Below are 14,844 nucleotides of genomic sequence, written 5' to 3' on the forward strand. Positions count from 1 at the left end.
CCTTATTGTTTTCTTACGTGTAAGTGCGGCAAATAGTTAATCTGTGCGCTGCACTTAAAACTCATATCAATTTGTGGCGTCCCTATAGGGCGCCAAAGAGGATGAGATGAAGCCTAAACCTGAGCCTTTAGATCTGTTCAAGGTCGCCCTGTTCCTTGATCTGGATGGTACGATTGCGCCTATTATGCCGCGCCCGGATGATGTCGAACCCGAAGCCGCCCGCAATGGCCTGCTGAAAGCGTTGAATGATAAGCTTGAGGGCCGTTTGGCGGTCGTATCCGGCCGTTCGGTCAGTGCGGTTGATCGCATTACCGAGGGAACTGTGGCGTCGGTGGCCGGGGCTCACGGCTTAGAGCGGCGCACGGCATCGGGCCAGCGTGAGGATACTGAGGCTCATGCCGCGCTGGATAGCGTCGTCAGTGAATTTCGCGCCCTTAACCGCGTGCTGGAAGGGCTGATTGTTGAGGATAAAGGCGTAAGTGTCGCGGTCCATTACCGTCACGAACCCGATCATAAGGCCAATATTATAGCACTCGCTACCCGTATGGCGGAAACCCACGGCCTGCGGCTTCAGGCCGGTCATGAGGTGATCGAACTGCGCACCCCCGGCCCAAATAAGGGCGACGCCATCCGCGCCTTCATGTGCGAAGCGCCGTTTATTGGCCATGTGCCGGTATTTGTTGGGGATGATCTGACCGATGAAGTCGGTTTCGAGGCGGTCAACAGTCTCGGCGGCTTCGGCGTGAGGGTCGGGGCGGGGGCATCCGTAGCGCATTATGGCCTGAAAGATGTAGCGGCGGTCACGGCGTGGCTGGAGGAGAGCCTGTTATGCCTGACATGACCGCATCCGCCGCTGAGGTGGCCCCTGTGACGGCTGATGCGACCCAGACCGTTCTGGCTCAGCATTGGCAAACCCACAGCCTCAATCTGTCGCCCATCGGCAACTGCATGGTGTCGGCCCTGATCGATTCTAACGGGACATGGGTGTGGGGGTGCGTGCCACGCTTTGATTCCGATCCGGCGTTTTGCAATCTGGTGTCCGGTGTGGGCACGAGCGATCCGCAGGCGCTGGGGCTGTGGGCCATCGATGTGCTGGATCTGGCCCATGTGCGCCAAAGTTATGGTCGCAACAGCGCGGTCTTGCATACCTGGCTGACCGATACCCACGGGGCCGAGGTTGAAGTCATTGATTTCTGCCCGCGCTTTAAGCGCAATGACCGGCTCTATAGCCCGGTGTCATTCTGCCGGATTGTGCGGCCCGTCAAAGGTGCGGCGCGTATTCGCATCCGCTTGCGGCCGGCCTGTAACTACGGCGAAAGCGAAGCCCAGACAACCTCTGGCTCCAACCATATCCGCTACTATTGTTCAGAAGCTATTCTGCGACTGTCAACCAATTGCGCGGTCAGTCATGTGCTGGAAGAGCGTGAGTTCCGGCTGGAAGAAGAACTGGCGTTTTTCTTAGGCCCGGATGAGAGTTTTTCCGTCGATATCCGCACCGGTGTGCGCGATATGTATGAAAAAACCGATCTGCATTGGCGTGAATGGGTGCGGGGTCTGGCCCTGCCGATGGAGTATCAGGAAGCGGTGATCCGTGCCGCGATTGGCTTAAAGCTCTGCGTCTATGAGGAAACCGGTGCGATTGTCGCCGCCATGACCACCTCGATCCCCGAAGCGCCGGGGTCACAGCGCAACTGGGATTATCGCTATTGCTGGATCCGGGACGCCTATTATGTCGTTGAGGCCCTGACGCGGTTGGGGGCCATGCAGACCTTGGAGAACTATCTCAAATATCTGCGCAATATTGTTGACCGGGCTGTAAATGGCAAGATGCAGCCCGTCTATGGTATTGGCTATGAATCAATATTGACAGAATCTATTGCCGAACACCTGAAAGGCTATCGCGGCATGGGGCCGGTGCGGGTCGGCAATCTGGCCTATGTTCAGCATCAGCATGATGTTTACGGCCAGATCATCCTGTCATCGGTGCAGGCGTTTTTCGATCATCGCCTGTTGCGGCCGGGCACGGTAGCCGATTTCGAGCAGCTTGAAAAAATCGGTGAAAAAGCGTTCGAAGTCTTTGATCAGCCCGATGCCGGTTTGTGGGAATTTCGCACCTTTGCCAAGGTGCATACCTATTCGGCGGTGATGTGCTGGGCCGCCTGCGACCGGCTGGAAAACGCCGCGTTGATCCTGGGGCTGACGGATCGGGCCGAGGTGTGGAAAGCGCGGGCGGCGACCATAAAATCAACGATTGACTCGCGTGCGCTGTTCGTCAGGGACGGGGCGGAGGATAATCTGTACTCGTCGGCCTTTGATGTCGATGAGGTCGACGCCAGTCTGCTGCAGATGATTGACCTGCGCTATATCTCAAAGGACGATCCGCGTTTTCTGAGCACGCTGAATGCGGTCGAAAAAATGCTTCGGCGCGGGCCGCACATGCTGCGCTACGCACTGCCCGATGACTTCGGTGAGCCGGAAACCGCCTTTAATTTCTGCACCTTCTGGCTGATTGAGGCCCTGCACTATGCCGGGCGTACCGATGAGGCGCGGGAGTTGTTTGAGGGGATGCTTAATCAGCGCACGCCGTCGGGCCTGTTGTCCGAAGATACCTCGTTTCACGATGGCACCCTGTGGGGCAATTTCCCGCAAACCTATTCGCTGGTCGGCATTATCAACTGTGCGGTGCTGTTGAGCCGGCCTTGGAAAGACATAAGGTAATCACAGTCTGCATTGGCTGTGGGAAGGACTAAAAATGAGCAGACTAATTGTTATTTCAAATCGGGTCAGTCCGCCCGCCGAAATCGGCAACGCTTCGGTCGGCGGATTGGCTATGGCCCTGTCAGCGGCCCTGCGCGAAGAGAACGGCATGTGGTTTGGCTGGAGCGGAGAGGTGGCCGAAAGCTCCGGCCAGATATCGATCCAGAAGATCGGCGGCGTGACCGTGGCCCTGACCCACCTCGAAGAACAGGACGTTCAGGAATATTATAACGGCTACGCCAATAAGACCCTGTGGCCGCTGTTTCACTACCGCCCCGATCTGGTGGCGTTTGAGCGCTCGTTTGATGAGGGCTATTCGCGCGTCAATCAACGCTTTGCCGATACGGTATCACCTCTGATCGTTGAGGATGATCTGATCTGGGTGCAGGACTATCACCTGATCCCGCTGGCCTCGAAACTGCGTGAACAGGGCGTCAAGAACCGGATCGGCTTCTTTTTGCATATCCCCTGGCCGGCCATGCGGGTACTGATGACCCTGCCCAAGCACGGCGAACTGGTCGAGACGATGTTCGACTATGATCTGGTCGGGTTTCAGACCGAAGACAGCATGAATGCCTTTATTGATTATGTTATCAATCAGGCGGGCGGCGAAGACTTAGGCGATGGTCAGATCCGGGCCTACGGCAAGAGTATACAGGTCGGCACCTATCCGATAGGCATTGATGCCCAGGAGTTTGTCGAGGCCAGCCGCTCGCAAACCGCCAAGGATTATTGGGATCTGATGCGCGATTCCCAAGGCGGGCGCAAGATGGTCTTAGGTGTCGAAAGGCTAGACTATTCAAAGGGTTTGGAGGAACGCTTCGTCGCCTATGATCAGTTCCTGCGCGACTATCCGCAGTACGAGCGCAACGTCTTTATGCTTCAGATCGCCACGCCGTCACGCGGCGAAGTCGATGCCTATCAGGACATCCGTGGCAAGCTCGATACCCTGTCGGGGCACATCAATGGCGAGCACTCAACGATTGATTGGGTGCCGCTGCGCTACGTCAACCGTGCCTACAGGCGTGATGAACTGGCGGGTATTTACCGCGCCGCCCATGTGGGCTTAGTCACGCCGCTGCGCGACGGTATGAATCTGGTGGCCAAGGAATATATCGCGGCTCAAAACCCGGCCGATCCGGGTGTGCTGGTGCTGTCGGAATTTGCCGGGGCCGCCGCACAAATGAGCGATGCCCTGATCGTCAATCCGTTCGACCGTGAGGCGGTGTCCGAGGCCATCCATGAGGCCCTGTCCATGCCGCTGAAACAACGCGTGGCGCGTTATGAAGGCCTGATCCACGGCATAATGACTGACGATGTCGTAAGCTGGCGCATCAAATTCACGGACGATCTGAAAGGCAAAAAGCCTGCAAAAAAGCCTGAGCCTCTGGTGGTGGTTAGCGGCTAATGCCGGATTGTGGGTTTGTCCTTAAGGCCGGCTATAAAGGCTATACCCGCAGCGGCCACGGTGAAAATTGCAGCCAGTGTAAGGGCGAAACCGGGTAAAGCCTCCGGCGTCAGGAACTGCTTCCATTCATCGTGACGGTATTTCGTTATGCCCATCAGAAAGACAACGACGGTTATAGCGGCGAAAGCGAACCACCAGGATACAAAGCGAATAAAAAAGGCGCTCATATATATTTCCTCTTTTTAGCGATCTTCTCATGGCTCTACCCGGTTGTCTATGGCGCCGTCGCGCGGTTAAGGCGTATGGCTCACGGCGCAGGATTTATACCTCTTGATCGTGTCCGCAAAACGGTCTTAAGTGCGGCTCGTTTCAAACGTGACGGGTTTTGCAGATTATGATCAGATCGCTGAAAATGGCCGCTTTTGCGGCTACGGTATCGGTAATGGCTTTGGCAGGGGGCATGGCTTATGCCGAAACCAAACCCTTCACTTACAATGATCTGATCGAGCTAAACCGGGTTAGTTCCCTGAAAGTTGACCCGACCGGCCGGTTCGCGGTCATGGCGGTGCGGGTCACAGATTTAGAGAAAAACAAGGGCGTGACATCCCTGTGGGTCAAGGATCTCAGCAATCCCACCCTGAAAGAATGGCGTCTGCCGATCTCGGATCAGGGCACGTCTAGTCCCGCCTGGAGTGCCGACGGCAAGTCGATTTTCTACCTGTCCGGCGGGCAGATTTACATGACCGATGCCAAGGGCACTGAGCGCACGCAAATCACCAAACTGCCGATCAGCATCGACAGTTTCAAGGTCAGCCCCGACGGCAAGGGTTTTGTGGTGTCGATGGCCATTACTGAGGGCTGCGCGGGCGAGGAAATTGCCTGCACGCTCAAAACCGATGAGGCCCAGAAGGCTAAAAAATCAAGCGGCGTGATCTATGATAAGCTGTTCGTGCGCCACTGGGACACATGGTTCGATTTCAAGCGCAATCACCTGTTTTATGTCGGCCTGACTGCGGGCACAGCGGCGACCTTTGCCACGCCGCTGACGGACGGTTTTGATGGCGATGTGCCGTCCAAACCCTTTGGCGACGAAGGCGAATATGAGATCGCGCCGAATGGCCGCACGGTTTATTTCTCGGCGCGGGTGGCGGGTAAGACTGAGCCGTGGAGCACCAATTTCGACGTCTGGCAGGTCGATATGCAGTACCCGCAGGACGTGGCCCAAAAACCGGAACTGCTGCGGGCCACGGCACCGCATAATCTGACGCCCGACAACGAAGCGCGGGATGCCGAGCCGCGTGTCTCTCCCGATGGCAAGACGCTGGCCTATAAGGCCATGAAGCGCCCAAAGTTTGAGGCCGATCGCTACTGGATTTACCTGAAAGACATCGCCACCGGTAAGGTCACGCCGCTGGCCCACGACTGGGACCGCTCGCCCGACAGCCTGACCTGGTCCGATGACGGTAAGGCGCTTTATGCCGTCGCCGCCGATGTCGGCAAAACCCGCCTGTTCAGGATTGATGTGGCGACGGGCAAGGTATCGCCGCTGACCAAGGACGGTCATATTGGTGGCTTTGATTTTACGCCGCAGGGCGCAGTCTTCCTTAAGGATTCGCTGGCGGCTCCGGCACAGCTTTATCTGCAAGGGCGCGACCGTTCAGCCCTGATCGACACCACCGCCAAACCGGTGACCGAGTTCAATAAGGCCCGCCTCGATTTACGCCTACGCGGCCAGTATGAGCAGTTTTCATTCAAAGGCTGGAACGACGATACGGTCTATGGCTACATCGTAAAGCCTGCCGATTTCGATCCGAACAAAAAATATCCGCTGGCCTTCCTGATCCACGGTGGGCCGCAAGGCTCGTTCTCGGACGCATGGTCGTATCGGTGGAACCCGCAAACCTATACGGGGGCAGGCTTTGTGGCGGTGATGATCGATTTCCACGCCTCAACCGGCTATGGGCAGGCGTTCACGGACGCGGTATCCGAACACTGGGGCGATCGCCCGCTCGAAGACCTGCAAAAGGGCTATGCGGCGGTCTTAGACAAATATCCGTTCATCGACAAGGACCGCGCCTGTGCGCTGGGGGCGTCTTACGGCGGCTATATGGTCAACTGGATCGCCTCGCAATGGAAGCAACCGTGGAAGTGTCTGGTCAATCATGACGGCCTGTTTGATACCCGCTCGATGGGTTACGGCACCGAAGAACTCTGGTTCACGGAGTATGAGAACGGCGGCGATGTCTATAACCACACGGCCAATTACGATAAGTTCAATCCGGCCCTGCACGCCAAGGACTGGTCGGTGCCGATGCTGGTCATCCATTCCGATCTGGATTTCCGCGTGATGCCTGAGCAGGGCATCAGCACCTTCACCGCCTTGCAGCGTCAGGGCATTAAGTCGAAATTCCTGCGCTTCCCCGATGAAAACCACTGGGTGTTAAAGCCGCAAAATTCCCTGATGTGGCACCAGACCGTGACTGACTGGCTGAAAGAAAACACCGCGGAGACGAAGTAAGCGCTACACTTAAGGCGAATTCCTGATTCGCCCAAAGGCTCCCCATGCGCCGACCGCCGCCCCCGAAGGAAGTGACCTCGTTAGACGATGTACTGCATGAGGTGTCGGTGCTGGTGAAGCCGCACTTCGGCAAGGGGCGGCCCGCCGACTACATCCCCGAACTGGCGGCTGTCGATCCGATGAAATTTGGCATGGCGGTCGCCACCGTCGAGGGGGATGATTACGGTGTCGGCGATGCCGATGAGCCGTTTTCGGCCCAGTCGATCACCAAGCTGTTTGCGCTCGGGCTGGCGCTCAACCGGTTGGGCGATGAAGTGTGGACGCGGGTGGGTAAGGAGCCTTCGGGAACGCCGTTCAACTACCTGTCGCAGTTGGAACAAGAGGCCGGTGTGCCGCGCAATCCGTTCATCAATGCCGGGGCTTTGGCGATTACCGATATCCTGCTGGATGTGGTCAGGGAGCCCGCCAATCTGGTGCGTGATTTTATGGGGGTGTTGGCGGGGGAGTCGCTTAGCATTGACGATGCGGTGGCACGGTCTGAGATGGACACCGCCTATAAGAACCGCGCCATTGCCAATCTGATGCGCGCTCAGGGCACGATCAGCCATGACCCTTCGGCGGTGATTGAGGCCTATTGCCGTCAATGCGCGGTGTCGATCACCTGTCGGCAATTGGCCAAGGCAGCTTTACCTTTGGCGGCGGCGGGCTATTCGCCGGTGATGGAGGAAAGCATCTTCCCGGAGCGGCTGACACGAAGGCTAAATGCCTTGTTGCTGACCTGCGGGATTTATGACTCGGTCGGATCATTTGCGTACCGGGTGGGTTTGCCGGCCAAAAGCGGGGTCGGCGGGGGGATTGTCGCGGTCATCCCCGGCCGGGCGGCGGTTGCCGTCTGGTCGCCGGAGCTGGATCGTTACGGCACGTCGGTGGTCGGGGTGTCGGCGCTGGAACACTTCAGCCGTCTGACCAATTGTTCGGTGCTGTGATTTGGGCGTGTAGCCCCCCTCCGGCGCTTTGCGCCACCTCCCCCAAGTGAAACATTTATATAGAATTGAAACAAAGTGCGTTGGGGGAGTAATAGTATTTTTTACTCCCCCAACGCACAATCTTAACGGTTATACTCCTCGTGTCACTTGGGGGAGGTGGCGCGCAGCGCCGGAGGGGGGCTTGTGAAACCGAAATACCAACTGGCCCGAACCTTTCGCAAGGCCCTGACACCGCCTGAATTGATGCTGTGGGACCGGATAAAGCGCAGGCAACCGGACGGCCCGACCTTTCGCAGGCAATATGCTATCGGCGCCTATGTCCTTGATTTTTATTGTATCAAGGCGCGGTTAGCCGTCGAGGTCGATGGTGAGGTTCATAATCTGCCCGATAAGGCGCAAAATGATGAGGTGCGTATCGCTTGGTTGCAAACTAAGGGCATTGGGACCTTGCGCATTCCGGCCAGGGACATATTTGAGCGACCGGATGACGTGGCCGACGGGGTGTGGTTGATGGCGGTTGAGCGGCTCAGGGCTGGTGTTAGCCCCCCTCTGTCACTGCGTGACATCTCCCCCAAAGGATAAATCTACTTAGACTGGCAACTCAATGCGTTGGGGGAGTAAAAGAAATTATTACTCCCCCAACGCACAGTCTTAACGACTATGCGCAACGTGTCATTTGGGGGAGGTGGCGCGTAGCGCCGGAGGGGGGCTTAATTCGCCGCCAACCCCAACGCCTGCCGGTAGGTTTCGATCTCATCCAGTTTGGCATGGAAACCTGACCAGTCGTCATCGCGGTCAATGGCCGCCCACAGGGCTTCGATATCGTCAATCAGCAGGCTGACGGGCTCAGGCGCGGCAAACAGCGGATGTTTCAGGCGGTCCGCATCTTTCGGTTCAAAATCACTCAGCAAGTTTTTGAAAGTGTCAAAGATTTCACCAGTATAGAACTGACCGCGCGGGCCAGACAGGGCGCGGGCCTCACTGATCAGGCCACCGAACCAGTCGAAATATACGCCCTCAAATGAACCCGGATTCGGATGCAGAGCGGCTTGCAATTTAAACGTCGCCTCGACCAGTGCCTGGTCTTTGTCAGCCTTTAACGGTTTGAGGTTCAACCGGTTGAGCACAGCCTCACGGGCGGCGGCCTCATAACGCGGGCCGAAGTCATTGAGGCTGTCGATCAGCCGCGCGCCGTCGCAAATCTGGGCCAGACAGCGCGCCAGTTGCGTCAGGTTCCAGAACACCGCATCGACCTGACGGCCATAGGCATAGAGCCCGCCTTCGTCAAAATAGGCGGCGGTGAAATAGGCGTCGTAATAGGGCAAAAACCGGTAGGGGCCGTAGTCAAAGCTCTCACCCGTGATATTCATATTGTCGGTATTGAGCACACCGTGGACAAAGCCCGCCATCATCCAGCGCGCCACCAGGTTCGCCGTCCGCGTCACACACAGGTCAAACACACGCGCGACCTGATCTTCGCCCTCAAGACCGGCGGCATCAGGGTAGTAATTGTCCGCCACAAACCCGATCAGGCCGCGCATGGTCTCAAGCTCGTTGAGATAGGTCAGCCGCTCAAACGTGCCAAAGCGGATATGGCTGTGCAACAGCCGCACCAGCACCGATGACCGCGTGGGCGACGGTTCGTCACCGCGATGAAGCGCTTCACCGGTCTCGATCAGTGAAAATGACCGCGATGTCGGCACCCCCAGCGCCTCCAGATAGGCGGTCGCCAGCACCTCACGCACACCGCCTTTGAGCGTCAGCCGTCCGTCACCACCCCGCGACCAGGGCGTTCGGCCTGAGCCCTTGGTGCCGAGGTCGAGGAGACGGCCCTGATCATCGCGAAGTTGCGCAAACAAAAAGCCGCGCCCGTCACCGAGGTCAGGGTTGTAATGGCGAAACTGATGGCCGTGATAGCGCAGGGCCAGAGGTTCAGGCTGGTTGTCGGGCAAAGGCGTAAACCGGCCAAAATGGCTGATCCACGCGTCATCGTTAAGCCCCTCAAGGCCAACAGTAATCGCTGCCCGATCATTGCGGTAGCGTAAGGTGGTTTGCGGAAAGTCAGCGGCCTTGACCCGATCAAACAGGTCAAGGCCGCTATGGAGCAGGCGCGGATCAGGGGTATAGGTCATACCCCTGACATGGCGCGCCGTATCTTAAATTACAAGTCTAATACTTGACGCGTAAAGTTACGCCATAGGTCCTGGGCTGGCCCATGAAGGCGTCATAGGTGTTGGAGTCCAGACCGCGGTTGTAATAGGTGCCGTTGGATTGCACCGTCGACTGGAAGCCGGTCCCTTGCAGGGGGGCGTTGATTACCACCTGCTTATAGCTTTCGTCGGTCAGGTTCTGGCCCCAGATTTCGACCATCCAGCGCGAATCCTCAGACCCGATACCGATGCGGCCATTGAGCAGGGTGAAGGATTCCTGCATCTTGAACGGGATCAGATCGGAGCCGGTATTGTAGCTGGAGGTATGCTTGGCCGACAGGTTGGCCAGCCAGCGCAGGCCGGCAATCGAGCGGGTATAGGTTACGGCCCCGGACGAGGTCCACTTGGGCGCGAACGACATCTGAGCGCCCGGCAGCAGGGACAACTGAGCAAAGCTTCCCGGATTATTCAGATCAGAGGCCGTAAACTCGGCATACTTTGTGTCGGCATAGGCGATGCCGCCCTGGAAGCTTAGGCCCCGGATCGGTGTCGACCAGTAAAGATCGGCGTCCCAGCCCTTTGAGGTCAGCTCCGGGATGGATTCGACCACAAACGCCGTGCCCAGGAATGTGTTGAGCTGGAAGTCGTTAAAGGTCTGATCAAAGGCGGTCAGGTTGAACAGCACCTTTTTGTCGAACAGGGACGTCTTTATGCCCAGTTCGTAGCTGTCGACCGTTTCGGCGGGGAAATAGAGTGATGAGTTGGGCGTCAGGCCCGTCAGCGCCCGGTCAAGGTTATAGCCGCCGCCTTTGTACCCGCGCGCATAGGACGCGTAGGTCATGATGTTGTTATTCCAGCGGTAAGCGCCCTTAAAGGTGCCGGACCATTCTTTTTCTTCCTGCTCATCGGCGACTTGGCGGTTATTGAAGGCCGGGTTAGACCAGAAGGCGCAGATACCGCCCAGAACCGTGGGCGCACGGCCCGCCGCGATCAGGCCCGCCCACAATGGGTTAGAGGCCGGATTAACCAACGCGCCGCCGTAGCGTTGCTGGGCAGCCAGACACGCCGCGCCATTGTCGCTGTTGGTATAGACGCCGGTCATCTTCTTGGTCTCTGCCGTATAGCGCAGCCCCAGAGTCAGTTCGAGCGAATCGGTCACCTGATAGTTATTGTTGGTGAACAGGGCGAAGGATTTGGCGTTTTGAGTATAGTGATCAAGTGCGCCCTGACCCGCGACGAAATTGGTGCCGGTCGGGCGGCCTGTCAGGTTTTGCAGGAAGGTCGGCGACGGCGTGCCGGTGATCTGCTGGGATAAGAGCATACTAACGTAAGACTCGTACTTGGTGCCGTAGACGTAGGAATCGTTACGGTCCAGATCTTCGTCGGCATAGAAGACGCCGACCAGCCAGTTCAGCCGCTCCGTGGCGCCCGCCAGTCGCAACTCCTGCGAGAAGGTCTTGAACTCAGCCGAGAAGTCACCGTTGTCGCGGCGGTAGAGAATGTCCGCGCCGGTGTAGTCAATGTCCTGACCGTTGACGTTTTTCCAGTTACGGATGCCGGTGACCGACGTCAGGGTCGAATCCAGAAAGGCCAGTTTCAGATTGGTCTCGATGGATATGCCCTTATCGTCAATAAACTGACGGGTATCACGGTTGGCATAGGCGGTCATGTCTTCGGGGCTGGCGGTCAGGTCAATACCCTCGCCACCGGCGGTCAGGGCGTTGATCAGCGCGCCGGTCGGGCCAGTGCGGGTCTGAACGGTGACGCAGCAGCGCTCCTCACGTCTGGACCAGTCACCGATAACGCGGATGCTCAGGTCTTCGTTGGGCAGGAACAGCAACTGCCCGCGCACGGTCGTGAAATCCTGGGTGGCATCTTCGGTTGTGGTGCGCTGACCGTCGCCGGTTTTGACATCGTAATAGCCACCGCGTTCGCGCTTGGCGACATAGAGGCGGCCCAGCACTTCATCCCCGGCGATCGGGCCGGTGACGGCGGCGGAAATACCGCGCGCGTCGTAATTGCCGGCCGTAACTTCGGCTTCGGCACCAAAGACGTTGGAAGGTTTCTTGGAGATGATATTGATAACACCCGCCGAGGTGTTTTTGCCAAACAGGGTGCCTTGCGGGCCTTTCAGAACTTCGATGCGTTCCAGTTCGCCGAGGTCACCAAAGCCCACGCCGTTGCGCGGGCGGTAAACGCCGTCAATGACCACGCCGACCGACGATTCCATGCCGGGGTTATCACCGACCGTACCGACGCCGCGGATACGGGCGGTGGTCAGGCTCTCGTTCTGGGTTGAGGTCACGGTCAGGCCGGGGGTTAAGACCTGCATGTCCTTGATGTCGCGCACACCGGCATCCTGCAGCAGCTTGGCCGACAGGGTGGTGACCACAATCGGCACGTCCTGCAGCGATTGCTCACGCTTTTGGGCGGTGACGACGATCTCTAAGATTTCCTCTGGTTCTTCAGCGGGCGGCGCGTCGGTCTGTGCCAGAGCCGGCAGGGCCGTTCCCAGCAGGGCCAGCGAGGTGCCCGTCAGTAAAATTTTGCTGAAAAATTTGCCGCCGCGATGAGATGTCATGGTGCGCATGTCGTTTCCCTTGGGTAAATCAGGGTTTGAGAGTCAAATATTCGCGATGCGAGCATTTGAAAGTCATTCGCTGTGTTTCCTGTAACCTGTAAGACTTTTGTTATTCGATGTGCGGGCACTTAGAAAATTAAGTAACCCGCTACAATTATCAAAAATGTATGACACAAGGCTTAAGAAACACAACGGGCAATTCATGCGGCGATGCACAATGAAACATCGCCTAACCTAAAGGAAACAGGGGGTTGATATAACTGTGTTTTGTATGGGGATTCGTAAAAATTCCAGACAAATCAAAGTTTACGATGACGTAAGCTTTTTGGGGCTTGTGAGGCCGATTATGTGAGCAGTTGCACAGCTCACGAATACTTGAAAACCTTGAGTGTCTCGATTTTGTGAAATATGTGATGTTTATGTCGGTTTATGACACCGGATCAGCCCAATAGAGCGCGATTAAGGTCGGCTTCGCTTTGCGGCAGGATCAGCGGTTTTACGCCCATCTCACGCAAAGTATCGGCGTGATCGCCTTGTGGCAGCAGGGCCAGAATCTGAATGGCGGCCTCTGACTGACTGGTGCGCAGGCGATATAAAAACGTCTCCAGCGTTTCCCGGCCATCGGCGTCGGCCACTTCGTTGAGGGCACCCGTCGCAATCAGGCAGGCGTCAAGCTCGGCCTTACCCGCCAGGCTGAGCGCGCGTTCGCGGGTGGTGGAGGTCAGGCACTTATGACCCAGCCGCTCAAGGCTGTCGCGCAACTGAGCCGATCTTAAGCTGTCATTGGACAAAAGCAGGACGCGCAGGCTGGCGCCGGAACCGTGACGGCTGTCGAGTGGGGCGGTTGCCTCAACAGGTTTTAGGGGGCGGCGGGCCTCACGATCAAATACCAGTTCCACCCAGAACTTTGAGCCTAGCCCCACCGTACTGTCGGCGCCAATGCGGCCGCCCATCATGGCAATCAGCCGCTTTGACAAACTTAAGCCCAGTCCGGCACCGGAATGACCGGCAGCGGTGCGGGCAATGCGGGTGTGGGCTTTGAAAGCCTGATCCAGTTCGTCGGCATCAAGACCGGGGCCGGTATCAAGCACATCGACCCGCAACACATCTTGCGCCGACATGGATACTTTTAGCTCTACCCGCCCGCGGGCGGTATAGGCCAGGGCGTTGGAGACGAGGTGGGACAGGATCTGGGTAACCCGCGCCCCATCGGCCATGACCGCGCCCTTATGCGGTACGGCCTCAAGATTGAGCGCCAGTTCCAGGCCTTTGGCGGTGGCCTGAGCGCTGAAATCCTCAATGACCCGCACGCAGATGGCCTCGATATCAAGCGCTTCGGGCGTGATCTGCATCAACCCTTGTTCCGCCGTGTCATTATCAAGGGTGGTCACCAGCATGTTTTCCAGATGCTGGGCCTCGTTTAGCGCCGAATAGATGTGCTGGCGGATCGCCGGGGCGCGGCTGGCCTGTGTAAGGCTGGTGTGCAGGCTGGCGCTTAACCCTTTTAGACCGGCGCGCAACTCGTCCGACAAGGTGTGCATCAGGGCGATCTTGCTGGCGCTTAAGCTCTCAGAGGTATCGACGGCGGCGTTACGTTCTTTGGCCAGTTGCAACTGATCGTGGGCCAGTTGGTAATGCTCACGCAGATGGCGATTGAGAATGAACCCTAGCGCCAGGGCCAGGGCCATGCCACCTATGGCCAGATTACTCAGGTCCTGGCCCCCCGGTACGGACTTAAGCCCAATCACGGGCCCGGCCGCGGCCAGTGGCCCCAGGGTCAGCAGGAACCGCAGCACCGGCGTGCAAAAGAAGATGATGCCGACGGCAGCCCCCGCGCAAATTAGCAAAAATATGTGGGCATTATGACCTGACCGGGCCGCCACATAGCTGAGCACCATCAGGCCCATGACCCATAAGGCGCCGCTGACACCCTGATAGACCATGCGGCGGGTCAGCAGGGACGGGGGCGGCACCTGATCTTCGGGCGTTAGCAGGGCGCGGGACTTGGCACGCAGATAATGAAAAAAGCCCCAGTTGACCGCAAACAGGGTCAGGCTCAGCACGATAAAGGCCGGGGGCATGAAATAGGACGCTGCCCACAGATACGGCGGCAGGCCCACCCCAAAGAACCCCAGCGCATAGGGCAGCATACGCGCCTGTGCCCGCAGGCCGTAATCGAGGATAACGGCCTCATCGACGGCGGGGGTATCGATCGTCAATGGCTGATGCTGGGGGGACATAACGGCTCCGTACTGAGCGCAAATCGTAATCCAAACATCTTGCCGTCAGGTTACTATGGGCGAAAATTGTACACTCTGTAGCCTCATGGTTGTGTTTTAGGGGCATTCTCAAGACATTGTGAACGCTTTTTAGCGCTTTAAGCGAACTTATGACCAAAAAGTAAAGCTTCGTTAGGGATAAGACGCGACACTGAGGGCTCATAT

General features: G+C 57.6%; 10 protein-coding genes. 6 read left to right on the top strand and 4 right to left on the bottom strand.

Annotated elements, in window-relative coordinates; genetic code table 11:
- The first annotated feature begins 106 nt into the window (after positions 1–106).
- From otsB to OVA03_RS01040, 3 genes are read left to right on the top strand one after another with little or no spacing between them, the layout of a single operon-like run.
- Positions 107–841, top strand: coding sequence for a trehalose-phosphatase (gene otsB / locus OVA03_RS01030; RefSeq protein WP_267526379.1), 735 nt, complete (start codon positions 107–109; stop codon positions 839–841).
- The gene (locus OVA03_RS01035) at positions 829–2,718 is read left to right on the top strand and encodes a glycoside hydrolase family 15 protein (RefSeq protein ID WP_267526380.1); all 1,890 of its coding nucleotides are present in this window, start codon (positions 829–831) and stop codon (positions 2,716–2,718) included. The genes otsB and OVA03_RS01035 overlap by 13 nt, the downstream gene beginning before the upstream one ends.
- 34 nt (positions 2,719–2,752) lie before the next feature.
- Entirely contained in the window at positions 2,753–4,165 is a 1,413-nt protein-coding gene (locus OVA03_RS01040) for an alpha,alpha-trehalose-phosphate synthase (UDP-forming) (protein ID WP_267526381.1), read from the top strand.
- Here OVA03_RS01040 and OVA03_RS01045 read toward each other — a convergent pair.
- On the bottom strand, positions 4,162–4,392 hold the full coding sequence (locus OVA03_RS01045) for a hypothetical protein (RefSeq protein WP_267526382.1): 231 nt from the start codon (positions 4,390–4,392) through the stop codon (positions 4,162–4,164). The genes OVA03_RS01040 and OVA03_RS01045 overlap by 4 nt on opposite strands.
- Before the next feature lie 167 nt (positions 4,393–4,559).
- On the opposite strand from OVA03_RS01045, the gene OVA03_RS01050 reads away from it, so the two are divergent.
- From OVA03_RS01050 to OVA03_RS01060, 3 genes are all read left to right on the top strand, one after another.
- Positions 4,560–6,683, top strand: coding sequence for an alpha/beta hydrolase family protein (locus tag OVA03_RS01050; RefSeq protein ID WP_267526383.1), 2,124 nt, complete (start codon positions 4,560–4,562; stop codon positions 6,681–6,683).
- Between the two features lie 44 nt (positions 6,684–6,727).
- Positions 6,728–7,669: a glutaminase gene (locus tag OVA03_RS01055; RefSeq protein ID WP_267526384.1), complete on the top strand. Its 942-nt coding sequence runs from the start codon at positions 6,728–6,730 to the stop codon at positions 7,667–7,669.
- 183 nt (positions 7,670–7,852) lie between these two features.
- The gene (locus OVA03_RS01060) at positions 7,853–8,251 is read left to right on the top strand and encodes an endonuclease domain-containing protein (protein ID WP_267526385.1); all 399 of its coding nucleotides are present in this window, start codon (positions 7,853–7,855) and stop codon (positions 8,249–8,251) included.
- Positions 8,252–8,379: 128 nt separating this feature from the next.
- On the opposite strand, the gene OVA03_RS01065 is transcribed toward OVA03_RS01060, so the two are convergent.
- From OVA03_RS01065 to OVA03_RS01075, 3 genes are all read right to left on the bottom strand, one after another.
- The gene (locus OVA03_RS01065; RefSeq protein WP_267526386.1) at positions 8,380–9,801 is read right to left on the bottom strand and encodes a protein adenylyltransferase SelO family protein; all 1,422 of its coding nucleotides are present in this window, start codon (positions 9,799–9,801) and stop codon (positions 8,380–8,382) included.
- A gap of 37 nt (positions 9,802–9,838) precedes the next feature.
- Positions 9,839–12,409 (bottom strand): TonB-dependent receptor, encoded by a 2,571-nt coding sequence (locus tag OVA03_RS01070; RefSeq protein WP_267526387.1) that lies wholly within the window; start codon positions 12,407–12,409, stop codon positions 9,839–9,841.
- Positions 12,410–12,840: 431 nt separating this feature from the next.
- Positions 12,841–14,640 (bottom strand): hybrid sensor histidine kinase/response regulator, encoded by a 1,800-nt coding sequence (locus tag OVA03_RS01075; RefSeq protein ID WP_267526388.1) that lies wholly within the window; start codon positions 14,638–14,640, stop codon positions 12,841–12,843.
- Between the last annotated feature and the right edge of the window lie 204 nt (positions 14,641–14,844).

The sequence above is a fragment of the Asticcacaulis sp. SL142 genome, assembly GCF_026625745.1.
Lineage (GTDB): Bacteria > Pseudomonadota > Alphaproteobacteria > Caulobacterales > Caulobacteraceae > Asticcacaulis.

Excerpts from the sequence above, each read along its gene's own strand:
- OVA03_RS01055 (WP_267526384.1), top strand. The coding sequence starts at position 6,728 with ATGCGCCGACCGCCGCCCCCGAAGGAAGTGACCTCGTTAGACGATGTA.
- OVA03_RS01050 (WP_267526383.1), top strand. The coding sequence starts at position 4,560 with ATGATCAGATCGCTGAAAATGGCCGCTTTTGCGGCTACGGTATCGGTA.
- OVA03_RS01070 (WP_267526387.1), bottom strand. The coding sequence starts at position 12,409 with ATGCGCACCATGACATCTCATCGCGGCGGCAAATTTTTCAGCAAAATT.
- OVA03_RS01035 (WP_267526380.1), top strand. The coding sequence starts at position 829 with ATGCCTGACATGACCGCATCCGCCGCTGAGGTGGCCCCTGTGACGGCT.
- OVA03_RS01045 (WP_267526382.1), bottom strand. The coding sequence starts at position 4,392 with ATGAGCGCCTTTTTTATTCGCTTTGTATCCTGGTGGTTCGCTTTCGCC.
- OVA03_RS01040 (WP_267526381.1), top strand. The coding sequence starts at position 2,753 with ATGAGCAGACTAATTGTTATTTCAAATCGGGTCAGTCCGCCCGCCGAA.
- OVA03_RS01075 (WP_267526388.1), bottom strand. The coding sequence starts at position 14,640 with ATGTCCCCCCAGCATCAGCCATTGACGATCGATACCCCCGCCGTCGAT.
- OVA03_RS01065 (WP_267526386.1), bottom strand. The coding sequence starts at position 9,801 with ATGACCTATACCCCTGATCCGCGCCTGCTCCATAGCGGCCTTGACCTG.
- otsB (WP_267526379.1), top strand. The coding sequence starts at position 107 with ATGAAGCCTAAACCTGAGCCTTTAGATCTGTTCAAGGTCGCCCTGTTC.